The sequence below is a fragment of the Agromyces aerolatus genome (assembly GCF_031432255.1).
In the GTDB taxonomy this organism is placed as follows: domain Bacteria; phylum Actinomycetota; class Actinomycetes; order Actinomycetales; family Microbacteriaceae; genus Agromyces.
In genome coordinates this window covers 13,000-28,162 of sequence record NZ_JAVKGQ010000012.1, presented here as the reverse complement: position 1 = coordinate 28,162, position 15,163 = coordinate 13,000, and the positions used below count along the sequence as shown (strand labels likewise).

The window sequence follows — 15,163 nt, the reverse complement described above, 5'->3', positions numbered from 1 at the left end:
TACTGAAACACTATGGGTTGCGGATTGCATCGTCGCATGCTGGATTCAGGTCAGCGCACTACGCTCTCGTCGGGCTCGCGGGCTGCGGGGCCGGCGGTGCTCCGTCGTGGGATGATCGGCGTGCTGTGCGCGGCGATCCTGTCGGTGTCCGCCTCACCGGTCTGGGCCGCCGCACCCGAGCCCGGGCCGGCGACGGCCGAGCTCGGCACGCTGGCGCTGGGGGACGGGCTCGAGGCGGTCATCGGCGAGGCCGACGGGTCGGTCCGGTTCGGCGTCGCGGCCGGCACGCTCGCGCTCGGCTGGGACTCCCGGGCGATCCGAACCGACCGGTCGGGCTTCGGGCCCGGCTGGGGGCTGCCGCTCGCCTCGGTGGGTGTCCGCGGTGGGGTCCAGGTCTTTCCCGCGTCCGGCGGCATGTTCGAGGTCGACGACTCGCACCCGTCGGGGCTGCGCGGCTACCCGTCGGCGGATGTGCGGTTCCAGGTCGCCGAACCCGGCGCCGCGCTCGACGGACGTGACGGCGGGCCGGCGGTCGGGTACGCCTACGTCCTGCACGAGACCGGCGGGGCACGGACCTATTTCAACGCACACGGCGATCCCGTCGCACGGGTGACCGCTTCCGACGCTCGAACCGACTGGCGCTGGGCGGAGGGCGACGGGCACCGGCTGCTGGCGATGGTGGACCCCGACGGCCTCGCCACCACGATCGACTGGTCGGACCCGTCGGAGGTCATCGTGCGGCCGGGTGCGAACGTCACCGCTCCTGAAGCCGGTTCCGGCGCCGGCGGCGAGTGGCGGATCGCGCTCGACGGCGGGCGCGTGGATCGGGTGGTCGATCCGGCCGGCGGCAGCACCCGGGTCGGGTACGACCGTGCCGGGCGGGTGGCTCATCTCACGACCGCCTCGGGCGCGACGACGACCCTCACCTGGCACGAGGCACCCGATGGCGTGGCGCGCGTCGCAGCGGTCCGAACCCACGACCCGGCCGGCACAGAGCTCAGTGTGCGGGAGTGGGAGCCGGTTGGCGGTGTGGGCGCCGTGTCGGGTTGGCCCGGCGTCGGTGACGGCTCGGGCCCGGCTGACGACTATTCGACGGTCGTGACCGATGGCAAGACCCGGGTCACGTCGGCATTCGACGACCGTCAGCTGATGACCGGCCGCGCCGTGAGCGTGGCGACGCGATCCGGGGAGCGTCTCGTCCACGAGCAGTCGTTCGGGTTTCCCGGATCGGACGAGCCGGTGGATCCGCTTCGACCGGTCGAGCCCACCGAGATCTCCGTCACGTCGGTCGATCAGGCCGGTGCGAGACGCACCGTGCAGGAGCGCATGGCGTACGACGAGCTCGGCCGGATCACCCGCGCCGCCGACGGCAGCACCTACGTCTGGGATGCGGCGAACCGGCAGGTCAGCCAGACCACCGCCGACGGCGCGACGATCGAGACGGCCCACTGGGCCGACGGCACACGCCGGCAGCTGGCGGATGCCTCGGGGCGCACGACGTTCTACTGGGACGGCGCGACCCTCCTCAACGAGACGCACTCGGCCGGGGGTGCTGCGTCGTACCTGCTCGGCGTGAACCGCCACGCGCGCACGGTCGAGCGCGGAGACGGCACGCCCGAGACGGCGTACTCCGCGACCGACCGGCACGGCAATGTGACCGAGGTCACCGATGCCGAGGGCCGGGTCGTGACGGGATACGCGTACAGCGACGACGGCGTGCAGGCGGTGCGCGCGGGGTCGGGCGGCGCGGCCGCCGCCGGCGTCGAATGCAACCCGTTCGGCTACGCGGGGGAGTACACGCACGCCGACGGCAGCCAGTTCCTGCGGGTCCGCACGTACGACCCGGCGCTCATGACGTTCACGAGCCGCGACACCGCGCAGCTGCACACCGTGTACGGCTACGCGAACGCCAACCCGGTCATGATGGTCGACCCCTCGGGCCGCGACGCGGTCACGGACTGGGTCGCCGTCGGGCTCGCAGGATACGCCGCGCTCGCCGCAGCGTTCGGCGTGCTCGCGCTCGCGACCGGCGGCGTGAGCCTCGGTGCGTTCGGTGTGGCCGGCGCGGTCTTCGGCGTCGCCGACGCCGCGTTCACCGCCGTCGAAGCGTGGTCGGTGGTGAACGACACGACGTTCATGTCGGATGATGTGGCGCTCGGCGTGGGCATCGGGCTCGCCGTCGTCGGGACCGCGTTCGGGATCGGCGGCGCCTTGAAACGGGCGAACCCCGATCGCTGGACCATCGCATTCGGCACAGATGCCGAGGTCAAGGCGGTCCAGCTCGAAGCCGCGCGAAAGCGATTCGAGGACACGGCGATGCTCCATACCGGTCCCGTCAGCGGGGCCGGATCGGCCGTGCCGAAGCCGTCGGCCGACAGCCCGTTCGGCATGATCCTGGACCAGTTCCGAGTGCGCGACGGACAGCCGGCTTCCCCGCTCCTTCTCGCCATCTCGACGCTCGAAACGCGCATCTTCGGGGGACGCGAGTTGGACACCACGGGGTATGCCCTGCAAGGTCAGCTCCTGAAGGCCGGGCGGGAAGTACTCAAGGCGCAGCGGAGCATACGGTCCTATGTGCCGACGGTAGTGAAAGCTCGGCGGGACGTCCTGGAATGGGGCGCCGACCTCGGTTCGAGGATCGTCGGCCTGAACGCTCAGCTCGAGCGGATCAGCAAGCACCTGGGAAAAGCCATCGACGAGCTGAAGAGCGCGAAAGACTCGCCCGCACTCCCCGGACGTCTCCCGGCGACCAAGGAGGACCCGGAGCCGCCGGTGCCCGCCTACAGCCTCAACGAACTCATCGCCCAGCTCACGAACATCGATGCCGCCGTCAAGAGCCTGCCCCGCTACTGACCGATGTGTGGGGCGGACGAACAGGTCAGGTGACCGGCCCGGTCCACTTCTCGCCGGGCCCCTGGCCGATAGCGTCGGGGATGACGCTCGCCTCGCGGAACGCGAGTTGCAGCGACCGCAGACCGTCACGGAGGCTCCGCGCGTGCATGTCGCTGATCTCGGGCGCCCCCGCGGTGATGAGTCCAGCGAGCGCGTTGATGAGCTTGCGGGCCTCGTCGAGGTCGGTCTGCTCCTCGGGGTTGTCGGCCAGCCCGACCTTCACGGCCGCGGCGCTCATCAGGTGCACCGACGCGGTCGTGATCACCTCGACCGCGGGCACCTCGGCGATGTCGCGCGTGGCCTCGTCGACGTGGGACTCGACGGGCGTCTCGTCGGCCGACTGGGGGGTGGACTCGCCTGAACTACTGCTCACAGACATCCTCTGCTAGACTTCCTGGGGCTCCGGGGCTTGTCCCCGGTACGAAAGTGGAGAACCTCCCACCCGCGCATACCGCTTCATCAAGGTTACCGGGTCTTGCACTCCGCCCCAGGCCGTACGGCATGGGGTAGGCAGGGTGCCGCAGAAGCCATGCGACGAGTTCGCGCGTGCACTGTGTGGATCTCCGCTCTCGAACGTCGGGCGGCATCCGTCTCCCGAACGAGCGAAGCAGTTCGAGTAGAGGAGACACGCATCAGCGATCCGCGTACCAATGACCGTATCCGCGTCCCCGAGGTCCGCCTCGTGGGTCCTGGCGGAGAGCAGGTCGGCGTCGTGAAGATCGAGGTGGCCATGCGCCTGGCGCAGGAGGCCGAGCTCGATCTCGTCGAGGTCGCCCCGAACTCTCGTCCGCCGGTCGTCAAGATCATGGACTACGGCAAGTACAAGTACGAGGCTGCGCAGAAGGCGAAAGAGGCCCGGCGCAACCAGGCGAACACCATCCTCAAAGAGGTGCGGTTCCGCCTCAAGATCGACAAGCACGACTACGAGACCAAGATGAAGCGCGCCGTCGGCTTCCTGAAGTCGGGCGACAAGGTCAAGGCGATGATCCTGTTCCGTGGCCGCGAGCAGTCGCGTCCCGAGATGGGCGTCCGGCTGCTGCAGCGCTTCGCGGAAGACGTGGCCGAGTTCGGCACGGTCGAGCACAACCCCACGATCGACGGCCGCAACATGGTCATGGTCATCGCCCCTCTGAAGAACAAGTCCGAGGCCAAAGCCGAGGCGAACGCACAACGTGCTGCGGCGAAGGCACGGCCCGAGGCGCAAGCCGAGGCCGAGGCCGAGCCGCAGGCGGCCGAGTCCACCGAGGGCCAGGCCTAGCACCCCCGTCTGTCACCCCCGCGGTGGCGGCAGAACCAAGGAGAACAACGAGATGCCGAAGCAGAAGACCCACTCCGGGTCCAAGAAGCGCTTCAAGATCACCGGCAGCGGCAAGATCAAGAAGCAGCAGGCCGGAATGCGCCACAACCTCGAGGTCAAGGCCTCGAAGCGCAAGGCCCGCCTGAACCAGGACAAGGTGCTGTCGGCTCCCGACGCCAAGGTCGTCAAGAAGCTGCTCGGCCACTGAGCCGCGGAACCGTTAGGAAGAATCAGACATGGCAAGAGTGAAGCGGGCGGTCAACGCCCACAAGAAGCGTCGGGTCATCCTCGAGCGTGCCGAGGGCTACCGCGGTCAGCGGTCGCGCCTCTACCGCAAGGCGAAGGAGCAGGTCACCCACTCGCTCGTCTACTCGTACAACGACCGCCGCGCCAAGAAGGGCGACTTCCGTCGTCTCTGGATCCAGCGCATCAACGCGGCCTCGCGTGCGAACGGCCTCACCTACAACCGCCTCATCCAGGGTCTGAACCTGGCCGGCGTCGAGGTCGACCGTCGCATCCTCGCCGAGCTCGCGGTGAACGAGCCCGCGACGTTCGCCGCGCTCGTCGAGACCGCCAAGCAGGCGCTGCCCGCCGACACGTCGGCCCCGAAGAACGCCGCGTAAGCAGCTTCGCCCCGAACGGCCCGGCACCCGCATCAGCGGGTGCCGGGCCGTTCGCGTTCCCGTCGGCGTCGCAGGCTTCTCGGTGAGCGGGCGGATGTCTCAGCGGCCACCGTTCGGGATCGCGGGCGTCTGCATTGCCGGCGTCGCCGCGCCCGCGCGGCGAGATTCGCGCATGGCACGGATGCCCCGGACGGTGAGCAGGATGGCGAGCGACGCCTCCCACACGATCTCGGGCAACGTCGCGAGGCCCGACCAGACCGACGTCTGCTCGTATCCCCCGAACATGACCGCGACGCCCGACACCGTGAGGATCGGGCCGCCGATCATCGCGACGACGCAGAGCCAGGCCGGCATGAGCCGCGCGCGCCACATGAGGAACCCGAGCATGAGGCCGTTGCCGATGCCGACGACGAACCCTGGGCCGAGCAGGAACGTCCAGTCGTGCAGCGCGACGAGCGCGGCGCTCGTGCCGATGAGCGCGCCGGGGTCGGCAGCGGTCGGGCCTGAGCGCAGGGTCACGATCGTGAGCACACTCAGGATGCCGACGGCGATGAACGTGCACTCGACGAGGCGTGCGGCGACGTAGCCGAGGGCGAGCGGCTCGCTCGCGCGCCGGAGCATGGGGAAGAGGGCCAGGGCGGTGCCAATGTTGGCCGCGATGAGTACGAGCTCGCACAGCGCGCCCGCGATCACGACGCCGTCGGCGCCCGGGCCGAGCACGTATCCGGGGTCGGTCAGCACCGGGACGTACAGCGCCGCGCCCACGATGGCGGAGACGAAGGTCAGGGCGAAGAGCAGGCCGGCGATGAGCAGGCGGCGCGGAGAGCGGTTCATGGGCGGCCTTTCGGGTAGGGTGTACGGCGTACACCTGATGAGGTGAGCATAGGTGTACGCTGTACACCTGTCAAGGAGGCGACGTGACCCCTGCATCCGACGCACCGCGCGCACGCCTGGATCGCACCCAGGTGGTCGTCGCCGCCGTCGCGCGAGCCGACCAGGCCGGCCTCGACCAGCTCTCGATGCGATCGCTCGCCCACGAGCTCGGCGTCGTGCCCATGGCGCTGTACAAGCACGTCGCGAACAAGGACGAACTGCTCGACGGCATGGTCGACCTGGTCTGGTCCGAGGTCGAACCGCCCAGGATCGGTGCACCGTGGCGCCAGGGCATGCGAGCGCGCACGGTGTCGCTGCGCGAGGCGCTTCGCCGCCACCGTTGGGCGATCGGGCTGATGGAGGCGCGGATGCGGCCGGGCCCGGCCAACCTCCGCCAGCACAACGCGATGATGGGATGCCTCCGCGAGTCCGGATTCTCGTTCCGCACGACCGTGCACGTGACGACCGTGCTCGACGCGTACGTGTACGGGTTCGCGCTTCAGGAGCACACGCTGCCGTTCGAGACGCCCGCGCAGTCGGGCGAGGTGGCGGCGCAGCACATGGAGTCGGTGCCGCCCGAGGCCGCGGCGGCGTTCCCGTACCTCGTCGAGGTCGTGACCGAGCTCGCGCAGGCGGGGTACGACCACGACGACGAGTTCGAGACCGGCCTGGAGCTGATCCTCGACGGTATCGAACGACTTCGTCCCACCTGGCGTACCGGCTGAGCGGGCCGCGGACGCGCCGCGCGCGGCGCCGGCCGCGAGGCATCCGTCGTCTCTAGACTGAGCGCATGCTCGAGAACCCGCGTTCGCCCCGCGTGCGTGCCGTCGCGAAGCTCGCGAAGAAGGCGGCGCGCGCCGAGAGCGGACTGTTCCTGCTCGAGGGCCCGCAGGCCGTGGCCGAGGCGCTCACGTTCCGGCCGCAGCTCGTCGTCGAGCTGTACGCCACGCCGACCGCGCTCGAACGCTACACCGACATCGCCGAGACCGCGGTCGACGCGGGCGTGGACGTCGAGTTCGTCACCGAAGAGGTGCTCGACTCGATGGCCGACACGGTCACCCCGCAGGGCTTCGTCGCGGTGTGCCACCAGTTCCCGACCGCGGTCAAAGACGTGTTCGCCGCACAGCCGAAGCTCGTCGCGATCCTCGAAGAGGTACGCGACCCCGGCAACGCGGGCACCATCGTGCGCGCGGCCGACGCGGCCGGCGCCGACGCTGTCATCTTCTCGGGCCGCGCGGTCGACCTCTACAACCCCAAGGTCGTGCGCTCGTCGACCGGGTCGATCTTCCACCTCCCCGTCGCCGTGGGGGCCGATCTCGACGACGTGCTCGAGCGCGCGCGTGCGGCCGGCCTCACGGTGCTCGCCGCCGACGTCAAGGGCGAGGATCTGCTCACGGTCCGCACCGACGGCGTGCTCGCCCGGCCGACCGCGTGGCTGTTCGGAAACGAGGCCCGGGGGCTCCCCGACGAGCAGCTCGCGCTCGCGGACCGCGTCGTCACCGTCCCCATCTACGGACACGCGGAATCGATGAACCTCGCCACCGCCGCATCCGTCTGCCTGTACGAGAGCGCCTTCGCGCAGCGAAGCTGACCGCACTCCGTGCAGCGGAGCTGGGCTTCTCTGGTCACGAAAAGGTAACCGCGTCCGCAAGCCGGTGGCGTGAGCCATCCGTCCTCCCTAGTTTGGGGGGTATGCCCGAATCTTCTGAGGCCGCGCCGGCGACGTCCAACATCTCGGTCCGCCGGGGCGAGCCGCTCGTCGTGATCGATCACGTCGACAAGCACTTCGGCGAGCTGCACGTGCTCAACGACATCAACACGGTCGTCAACCGCGGTGAGGTCGTCGTCGTGATCGGCCCGTCCGGATCCGGCAAGTCGACGCTGTGCCGCGCCATCAACCGGCTCGAGACGATCGACTCGGGCACCATCACGATCGACGGCCAGCGCCTCCCCGAAGAGGGCGCCGGGCTCGCGAAGCTGCGCGCCGACGTCGGCATGGTCTTCCAGTCGTTCAACCTCTTCGCGCACAAGACCGTGCTCGAGAACGTCACGCTCGCGCCCACCAGAGTCAAGCGGATGTCTCGCAAGGACGCCGACGCCCGGGCGATGGAGCTGCTCGAGCGGGTCGGCGTCGCGAACCAGGCGAAGAAGCTGCCGTCCCAGCTCTCGGGCGGCCAGCAGCAGCGCGTCGCCATCGCGCGCTCGCTCGCGATGAACCCGAAGCTGATCCTCATGGACGAGCCCACCAGCGCGCTCGACCCCGAGATGATCAACGAGGTCCTCGACGTCATGGTCGGCCTCGCGGAGCAGGGCATGACCATGATCGTGGTCACCCACGAGATGGGGTTCGCGCGGAAAGCCGCAGACCGCGTGCTGTTCATGGCCGACGGCCGCATCGTCGAGGAGGCGCCGCCCATCGAGTTCTTCGACCACCCGAAGTCCGACCGCGCGAAGGACTTCCTCAGCAAGATCCTCGAACACTGACCCGTTCGGCACGGCCACGAGCCGTGCGAACCCCATCTGAGCCAGTCAACAGACTGAGCCTTGCGGAAGAGAAAGAGGCAGAGAAATGAAACGCAGCAGAATCGGCATCCTCGCGGCGACGGCCGCGGCGGCGCTCGTGCTCGCCGGCTGTGCCGGCGGCGGCGGCGACAGCGCAGAGCCCACGGTCGAGGAGACGCCGGAGTTCGAGTCCGGCACGACCATGGCCGAGCTCAGCGAGGCCGGCTCGATCACGATCGGCACCAAGTTCGACCAGCCGCTGTTCGGCCTCGTCGGCCCGTCGGGCGACCCCGAGGGCTTCGACGTCGAGATCGGCAAGATCATCGCCGGCAAGCTCGGCATCGCGCCCGAGAACATCGAGTGGGTCGAGACGGTCTCGGCCAACCGCGAACCGTTCATCGAGAACGGCCAGGTCGACATCGTCATCGCCACGTACACCATCAACGACACCCGCAAAGAGGTCGTCTCGTTCGCCGGGCCGTACTACATGGCCGGTCAGTCGATCCTGACCCTCGCCGACAACGACACCATCGAGAGCGAAGACGACCTCGTCGGCCAGCCGGTCTGCTCGGTCACGGGCTCGACGCCCGCCGCGAACCTGAAGGAGCTCGGCGCCCAGGTGCTCGAGACCGACACCTACTCGAACTGCCTCGAGCCGCTCCGCAACGGGCAGGTCGTCGCGGTGTCGACCGACAACGTGATCCTCGCGGGCCTCGCCGCCCAGAACGAGGGCGAGTTCAAGGTCGTCGGCGAGCCGTTCACGCAGGAGCCGTACGGCATCGGGCTCGCGCTCGACGACACCGACTTCCGCATGTGGATCAACGACGTGCTCGAGGAGTCGTACGAGGACGGCACGTACGAGGAGGCCTGGGACAAGACCGCGGGCACGATCCTGCCCTTCGTCGAGCCGCCGGCCGTCGACCGTTACGAGAACTGACCGACGGATGCTCCGGCCGGGCACGGGCCCGGCCGGAGCATCCTCTCCGCTGAGAGCCAGCATCCACTGAAAGGACGTGCGTGGACGTCGTCATCGCGAATCTCCCGCTCTACCTCGAGGGCTTCGGCGTCACGCTGCTGCTGCTCCTGGTCGGCGGCCTCGGCGCGCTGGTGCTCGGCACCATCGTCGCCGCGATGCGCATCTCGCCGATCGCGACGCTGCGCGGCATCGCCACGGTCTACACCGAGATCATCAGGAACACGCCGCTCACCCTCGTCGTGATCTTCGCGGTGGTCATCGTGCCGCTGCTCGGGCCGCGCGTGCCGTTCATCCTCTCGGGCTTCATCGCGCTCGCGGTCTACACGTCGCCGTTCGTGGCCGAGGCGCTGCGCTCGGGCATCAACGGCGTGCCCATCGGGCAGGCCGAGGCGGCCCGCAGCCTCGGGCTCGGGTTCGCGCAGACGATCTCGCTGATCGTGTTCCCGCAGGCGTTCCGCATGACCATCCCGCCGCTCATCAACGTGTTCATCGCGCTCGCGAAGAACACGTCGGTCGTGGGCGGTGTCGGGTTCGTGGCCGAGCTGTTCGGCGTCGGCCGCACGCTCGCGAACGCGAACGGCAACGCGGTGATCGCGATCCTGATCGGCGTCGCCGTGTTCTATCTCATCATCACGGTTCCGCTGGGCTTCCTCGCGACCCAGCTCGAGCGGAAGTGGGTGGTGCAGCGATGAGCGGCGCCGGCGTCCTCTTCGACGCGCCCGGTCCTCGCGCGCGTCGACTCTCGGCCATCCTCTCGTGGGTGAGCGGGGTGATCCTCATCGGCCTCGTCGGCTGGGGGATCGTGATCCTCAACACGCCGCGCGAGTCGGGCGGCATCACCCTGCCCGGCATGTTCGACCCGAGTCGCTGGGACATCATCGCCGACCCCGAGTTCTGGTCGTTCGTGATCTTCACGGGCGTGTGGAACACGCTGCGGGCGGCGATCGTGGCCGCGGTGCTCGCGATCATCCTCGGTGTGCTGCTCGCGCTCGCGCGCAGCTCGACGATCGCGTGGGTGCGCATCCCGACGGCGATCGTCATCGAGTTCTTCCGCGGCATGCCCGTCCTGCTCATGATGCTGTTCATCCTGCTCGTCGCGGGCACCGGCCAGTACTGGGCGGTCGTCGCCGCGCTGGCCGTGTACAACGGCGCGCTCATCGGCGAGGCGCTCCGCGCGGGCCTCGCCTCCCTGCCGCGCGGACAACGCGAGGCCGCGCTCAGCCTCGGCATGCGCCCGCTGCAGTCGAAGATGGTCGTGGAGTTCCCGCAGGCCTTCCGGCAGATGCTGCCGATCATCGTCGCGCAGCTCGTCGTCCTGCTGAAGGACACCTCCCTCGGCTACATCGTCGGGTATCAGGAGCTGCTGCGCGTCACGCTGAACAACCTCGGCAGCTTCTACGGCAACCGGTACCTGTTCACGCTGTGGTGCGTCGCGTTCGTGCTGTACCTGATCATGAACCTCGCGCTGTCGTGGTTCGCGCGCTGGCTCGCCAAGCGCGGCGACCGCCGGTTCCGGCCCGGCAAGGTCACGAACGCGGACGACGCGAGTCAGGCGATCCTGGTGGCGGATGCCACGGCGGAGGCGCGTGGGGGAGAGGCGAGACGCTGACCCCGCCCCCGCTGGTCGAGGAGCGAGCGAGGAACGAGCACGCGTATCGAGACCCCGTGACCCGGTCTCGAGAGCGGCCCACCGGGTCTCGATACGCTCGCTGGCGCTCGCACCTCGACCAGCGGATGGCCGGTAGACTCGGTGCTCGTGCCAGAAGACACCCAGATCACTGAGCCTGCTGTTCAGGCGGCGGTCGATGCGGCGCTCGTCGCGATCGAACAGACCTCCGACTCCGCCGCGCTGAAGGCCGTCGGTGCCGAGCACACGGGCGAGAAGTCGGCGCTCGCACAGCTGAACGCGCAGCTGCGCAACGTGCCCAATGAGCAGAAGGCCGCGCTCGGCAAGCTCGTGGGCGGCGCCAGGGGCCGCGTGAACCAGGCGTTCGCCGCACGCGAGGCCGAGATCGTCGCCGCCGAGGCCGAGGCGCGTCTCGCCGCTGAGGCGGTCGACGTGACGGCGCTGCCGTCCCGGATCATGCCCAGCGGGCGGCATCCGCTGAGCCTGTTGCAAGACCGGGTGTCCGACGTGTTCACCGGCATGGGCTGGGAGATCGCCGAAGGTCCCGAGGTCGAGAGCGAGTGGTTCAACTTCGACGCACTGAACTTCGACGCCGACCACCCGGCGCGCGCCATGCAGGACACGTTCTTCGTCGACCCGCCCGAGGCGCACCTCGTGCTGCGCACGCACACGAGCCCGGTGCAGGTGCGCTCGATGCTCGACCGCGAGGTGCCGATCTACGTGCTCGCCCCCGGTCGGGTCTACCGCACGGACGAGTTCGACGCGACGCACCTGCCCGTGTTCATGCAGTTCGAGGGCCTCGCGGTCGACAAGGGCCTCACCATGGCCCACCTCAAGGGCACGCTCGACCACTTCGTGAAGGCCATCTTCGGCGACGAGGCGCAGGTGCGTCTGCGGCCGAGCTTCTTCCCGTTCACCGAGCCCAGCGCCGAGCTCGACTTCTGGCATCCGACGTTCAAGGGCGGCGCACGCTGGATCGAATGGGGCGGCTGCGGCATGGTGCACCCGAACGTGCTCCGCTCAGCCGGCATCGACCCCGACGTGTACTCGGGCTTCGCGTTCGGCATGGGCGTCGAGCGCGGGCTCATGTTGCGCAACGACGTCCAGGACATGCGCGACATGGCCGAGGGCGATGTGCGGTTCTCCCAGCAGTTCGGAATGGTGGTCTAAATGCGCGTGCCCCTCAGCTGGCTCGCTGAATACGTCGAACTCGTCCCGGGCACCACGCCCGAAGACGTGCACGCCGCCCTCGTGAAGGTCGGCCTCGAAGAGGAAGACGTGCACACGTTCGAGGTCTCCGGCCCGATCGTCGTCGGCGAGGTCCTCGACTTCGTCGAGGAGCCGCAGTCCAACGGCAAGACCATCCGCTGGTGCCAGGTGCGCGTCGCACCCGACGGCGAGCAGGCCGCCGACGGCGGCGACGCCGTGCACGGCATCGTGTGCGGCGCGAGCAACTTCTTCGTGGGCGACCAGGTCGTCGTGACCCTGCCGGGCGCGGTGCTGCCCGGGCCGTTCCCGATCGCGGCGCGCAAGACGTACGGCCACGTCTCCGACGGCATGATCGCGTCGGCACGCGAGCTCGGGCTCGGCGAGGACCACGACGGCATCCTGCGGCTCTCGACGCTCGGCGTCGAGGCGCCCGTCGGCACCGACGCGATCGAGCTGCTCGGACTCAACGACGCCGCCGTCGAGATCAACGTCACGCCCGACCGCGGCTACGCGTTCTCGATCCGCGGCGTCGCGCGCGAGTACGCGCACGCGACCGGCGCGGCGTTCCGTGATCCGGTCGAGCAGGCCGCGGCCGAGGCATCCGTCGACGGGTTCCCGGTGACCATCGCCGATGACGCGCCGATCCGCGGGCGCGTCGGCTCGTCGGCGTTCGCGACCCGCGTCGTGCGCGGCGTCGACCCGTCGCGGCCCACGCCGCCCTGGATGGTGGCGCGGCTCAAGCTCGCGGGGATCCGCTCGCTGTCGGTGCTCGTCGACATCACCAACTACGTGATGCTCGAGACCGGCCAGCCGATCCACGGCTACGACCTCGACCGGCTGCGCGGCGGCATCGTCGTGCGCCGCGCACACGAGGGCGAGCGGCTCACGACGCTCGACGGCAAGGACCGCGCGCTGCACGTCGAAGACCTGCTCATCACCGACGATCGCGGCGGCATCGGCCTCGCGGGCGTCATGGGCGGGGCCGAGACCGAGATGAGCGGCGAGACGCGCAACGTGCTCATCGAGGCCGCGAACTTCGACCCCGTGTCGATCGCGCGCACCGCGCGCCGGCACAAGCTGCCGAGCGAGGCGTCGAAGCGCTACGAACGCGGCGTCGACCCGCGGATCGCGCCCGCGGCCGCGGCACGCGTCGCGCAGCTCATGGCCGACCTCGCGGGCGGCACGCCCGACGACGGCGGCTCGCTCATCGCGGACGACGCTGTGCGCGAGGCCATCCTGCTGCCGCACGGATACGCCGCACAGCTCATCGGCATCGAGTACACCGAGTCCGAGGTGCACGACGCCCTGGCCGAGATCGGCGGGCACGTCACCCGCACGGAGGCCGGCTTCGAGGTCGTCCCGCCGACCTGGCGGCCCGACCTCACCGGCAAGGCCGAGCTCGTCGAAGAGGTCGCGAGGCTCGTCGGGTACCATCGCATCCCGTCGGTGCTCCCGGTCGCGCCTCCCGGTCGCGGGCTCACCCGTTCGCAGCGGCTCAGGAAGCAGACCGCCGACGTCCTCGCGGCGGCCGGCGCGACCGAGGTGCTCGCGTTCCCCTTCGTCAGCGACGAACTGAACCAGCGGTACGGCAGCGTCGACGGCGCGCCGGTCGCGCAGGTGAAGGTCGCCAACGCGCTGGATGCCTCGGCGCCATTCCTGCGGCGGACGCTGCTGCCCGGGCTCGTCGAGATCGCGCGACGCAACCTGTCGCGCGGGTTCACCGACCTCGACCTGTTCGAGGTGGGGCTCGTGTTCACGCCCGACGTCGATCGCGCGTACGGATCTCCCGAGCTGCCCGCGGGCGGTGCGCTGCCGACCGCCGACCAGCTGGCGGAGCTGCAGGCGGGCATCCCGCCGCAGCCGCGGCACGTCGGCGTGCTGCTGCTCGGCAACGCCGTGCGCAAGGCGCCGGGCCAGGCGGCCGAACCGGCCGGCCTCGCCGACGCGCTCGACCACGTGCGCCGCATCGCGCTCGCGACGGGGGTCGAGATCGAGGTCGTGCAGGGCACGCACGCGGCGCTGCACCCCGGGCGCACCGCCGAGCTGCGGATCGGCGGGCAGACCGTCGGGTTCGCGGGCGAGCTGCACCCGGCGATCGCCGCCGATGCCGACCTGCCGCGCGTCGTCGCCGTCGCCGAGCTCGACCTCGACGCCGTGATCGTCGCGGGCGACCGTCCGGTCGAGGCGCGCTCGATCGCCACGTATCCCGCCGCCACGCAGGACCTGTCGCTGGTCGTGCCGCGCGAGACGCCCGCGGGCGAGGTGCGTGCGGCGGTCGTCGAGGGGGCCGGGGAGCTGCTCGAGCACATCGAGCTGGTCGACGACTACCGCGGCCAAGGTGTGCCGGACGACGCGAAGAGCCTCACGTTCGCGCTGCGCTTCCGCGCCGCCGACCGCACGCTCACCGCGGCCGAGGCGTCCGAGGCGAAGCTCGCGGGCGCGGCCGTGGCCGCCGAGCGCTTCGGCGCCACCATCCGCGAGTGACGCCACCCGGACCACGGTCCTCGTCACCCCACGTTCGCCAGCCGCGCCACCTCTGACGTACCGCGCCCGGCGAGCCGGACCACCGCCCTCACCGCCGCACGGCCGCCTGCCGCGCCATCTCTGACGCAGCGCGCCCGGTGCGACCGTCGCACCTGGCGCAGTTGGTGCCCGCTGGCGCGGGTGGAGCAGTGTGGCGCAGTTGGTACCATCTGGCAGCGGTGGAGCAGGGCGGCGCGGACGGTACCAGCTGGCGCGGGTGGCTGAGGATGGCGCGGGTGATGGGAGTGAGCGCGTGCGCGAAGCCGGCCGCAGGCGTGCGGCTCGTTCCGCGCCATCTCTGACGTACCGCGCCGGGCGCGACGGTCGTGCCTGGCGCGGGTGGTACTCGCGGGCGCGGTTGGTGCAGGGTGGCGCGGGTGGGTAACCGCTGGCGCGGAAGGTGCCCGCTGGCGCGGGTGGTGCAGGGTGGCGCGGGTGGTGCAGGGTGGCGCGGACGGTATCAGCTGGCGCGGTTGGTGCAGTATGGCGCGGTTGGTCGGAGTCGGCGCGTGCGAGAAGCCGGCCGCGGGCGTGCGGCTCCTTCCGCGCCATCTCTGACGTACTGCGCCGGGCGCGACGGTTGTGCCTGGCGCGGAAGGTGCCCGCTGGCGCGGGTGGTGCAGGGTGGCGCGGGTGGTGCA

14 protein-coding genes are annotated in these 15,163 nt (G+C 70.3%); 12 read left to right on the top strand and 2 right to left on the bottom strand.

The window, feature by feature from the left end:
- Positions 1-36: 36 nt before the first annotated feature.
- Positions 37-2,853 (top strand): RHS repeat domain-containing protein, encoded by a 2,817-nt coding sequence (locus RH864_RS14270; RefSeq protein WP_310518229.1) that lies wholly within the window; start codon positions 37-39, stop codon positions 2,851-2,853.
- A 25-nt stretch (positions 2,854-2,878) separates the two neighbouring features.
- On the opposite strand, the gene RH864_RS14265 is transcribed toward RH864_RS14270, so the two are convergent.
- Complete coding sequence (locus tag RH864_RS14265) at positions 2,879-3,271, bottom strand: DUF1844 domain-containing protein (RefSeq protein WP_310518228.1); 393 nt, start codon at positions 3,269-3,271, stop codon at positions 2,879-2,881.
- Positions 3,272-3,523: 252 nt separating this feature from the next.
- On the opposite strand from RH864_RS14265, the gene infC reads away from it, so the two are divergent.
- The 3 genes from infC to rplT are packed head-to-tail and all read left to right on the top strand — an operon-like array spanning position 3,524 to position 4,812.
- Positions 3,524-4,150, top strand: coding sequence for a translation initiation factor IF-3 (gene infC, locus RH864_RS14260; protein WP_310518309.1), 627 nt, complete (start codon positions 3,524-3,526; stop codon positions 4,148-4,150).
- A gap of 52 nt (positions 4,151-4,202) precedes the next feature.
- A complete protein-coding gene (gene rpmI / locus RH864_RS14255) occupies positions 4,203-4,397 on the top strand; it encodes a 50S ribosomal protein L35 (protein ID WP_310518227.1) in 195 nt (64 codons plus the stop codon).
- A gap of 28 nt (positions 4,398-4,425) precedes the next feature.
- Positions 4,426-4,812, top strand: coding sequence for a 50S ribosomal protein L20 (rplT, locus tag RH864_RS14250; protein ID WP_310518226.1), 387 nt, complete (start codon positions 4,426-4,428; stop codon positions 4,810-4,812).
- A 99-nt stretch (positions 4,813-4,911) separates the two neighbouring features.
- Here rplT and RH864_RS14245 read toward each other — a convergent pair whose 3' ends face one another.
- Complete coding sequence (locus RH864_RS14245; RefSeq protein WP_310518225.1) at positions 4,912-5,646, bottom strand: DUF4386 domain-containing protein; 735 nt, start codon at positions 5,644-5,646, stop codon at positions 4,912-4,914.
- Between the two features lie 83 nt (positions 5,647-5,729).
- Between RH864_RS14245 and RH864_RS14240 the strand changes: the two genes are divergently transcribed.
- From RH864_RS14240 to pheT, 8 genes are all read left to right on the top strand, one after another.
- The gene (locus RH864_RS14240) at positions 5,730-6,410 is read left to right on the top strand and encodes a TetR/AcrR family transcriptional regulator (RefSeq protein WP_310518224.1); all 681 of its coding nucleotides are present in this window, start codon (positions 5,730-5,732) and stop codon (positions 6,408-6,410) included.
- A gap of 65 nt (positions 6,411-6,475) precedes the next feature.
- Positions 6,476-7,276, top strand: a complete 801-nt coding sequence (locus RH864_RS14235) for a TrmH family RNA methyltransferase (RefSeq protein ID WP_310518223.1) — start codon at positions 6,476-6,478, stop codon at positions 7,274-7,276.
- A gap of 101 nt (positions 7,277-7,377) precedes the next feature.
- Positions 7,378-8,169 (top strand): amino acid ABC transporter ATP-binding protein, encoded by a 792-nt coding sequence (locus tag RH864_RS14230; protein WP_310518222.1) that lies wholly within the window; start codon positions 7,378-7,380, stop codon positions 8,167-8,169.
- Between the two features lie 85 nt (positions 8,170-8,254).
- Positions 8,255-9,124, top strand: coding sequence for a glutamate ABC transporter substrate-binding protein (locus RH864_RS14225; protein WP_310518221.1), 870 nt, complete (start codon positions 8,255-8,257; stop codon positions 9,122-9,124).
- Between the two features lie 80 nt (positions 9,125-9,204).
- Complete coding sequence (locus RH864_RS14220; protein ID WP_310518220.1) at positions 9,205-9,855, top strand: amino acid ABC transporter permease; 651 nt, start codon at positions 9,205-9,207, stop codon at positions 9,853-9,855.
- Positions 9,856-9,923: 68 nt separating this feature from the next.
- Complete coding sequence (locus RH864_RS14215; RefSeq protein WP_310518219.1) at positions 9,924-10,772, top strand: amino acid ABC transporter permease; 849 nt, start codon at positions 9,924-9,926, stop codon at positions 10,770-10,772.
- 147 nt (positions 10,773-10,919) lie between these two features.
- Positions 10,920-11,960 (top strand): phenylalanine--tRNA ligase subunit alpha, encoded by a 1,041-nt coding sequence (gene pheS, locus RH864_RS14210; protein ID WP_310518218.1) that lies wholly within the window; start codon positions 10,920-10,922, stop codon positions 11,958-11,960.
- Entirely contained in the window at positions 11,961-14,483 is a 2,523-nt protein-coding gene (gene pheT, locus RH864_RS14205) for a phenylalanine--tRNA ligase subunit beta (RefSeq protein WP_310518217.1), read from the top strand. It abuts the gene before it with no gap.
- Positions 14,484-15,163: the final 680 nt, after the last annotated feature.

What these genes read in the sequence shown, in the direction of transcription:
- RH864_RS14270 (WP_310518229.1), top strand. Translation starts at nt 37, where the DNA reads ATGCTGGATTCAGGTCAGCGCACTACGCTCTCGTCGGGCTCGCGGGCT.
- RH864_RS14265 (WP_310518228.1), bottom strand. Translation starts at nt 3,271, where the DNA reads ATGTCTGTGAGCAGTAGTTCAGGCGAGTCCACCCCCCAGTCGGCCGAC.
- rpmI (WP_310518227.1), top strand. Translation starts at nt 4,203, where the DNA reads ATGCCGAAGCAGAAGACCCACTCCGGGTCCAAGAAGCGCTTCAAGATC.
- rplT (WP_310518226.1), top strand. Translation starts at nt 4,426, where the DNA reads ATGGCAAGAGTGAAGCGGGCGGTCAACGCCCACAAGAAGCGTCGGGTC.
- RH864_RS14245 (WP_310518225.1), bottom strand. Translation starts at nt 5,646, where the DNA reads ATGAACCGCTCTCCGCGCCGCCTGCTCATCGCCGGCCTGCTCTTCGCC.
- RH864_RS14235 (WP_310518223.1), top strand. Translation starts at nt 6,476, where the DNA reads ATGCTCGAGAACCCGCGTTCGCCCCGCGTGCGTGCCGTCGCGAAGCTC.
- RH864_RS14230 (WP_310518222.1), top strand. Translation starts at nt 7,378, where the DNA reads ATGCCCGAATCTTCTGAGGCCGCGCCGGCGACGTCCAACATCTCGGTC.
- RH864_RS14225 (WP_310518221.1), top strand. Translation starts at nt 8,255, where the DNA reads ATGAAACGCAGCAGAATCGGCATCCTCGCGGCGACGGCCGCGGCGGCG.
- pheT (WP_310518217.1), top strand. Translation starts at nt 11,961, where the DNA reads ATGCGCGTGCCCCTCAGCTGGCTCGCTGAATACGTCGAACTCGTCCCG.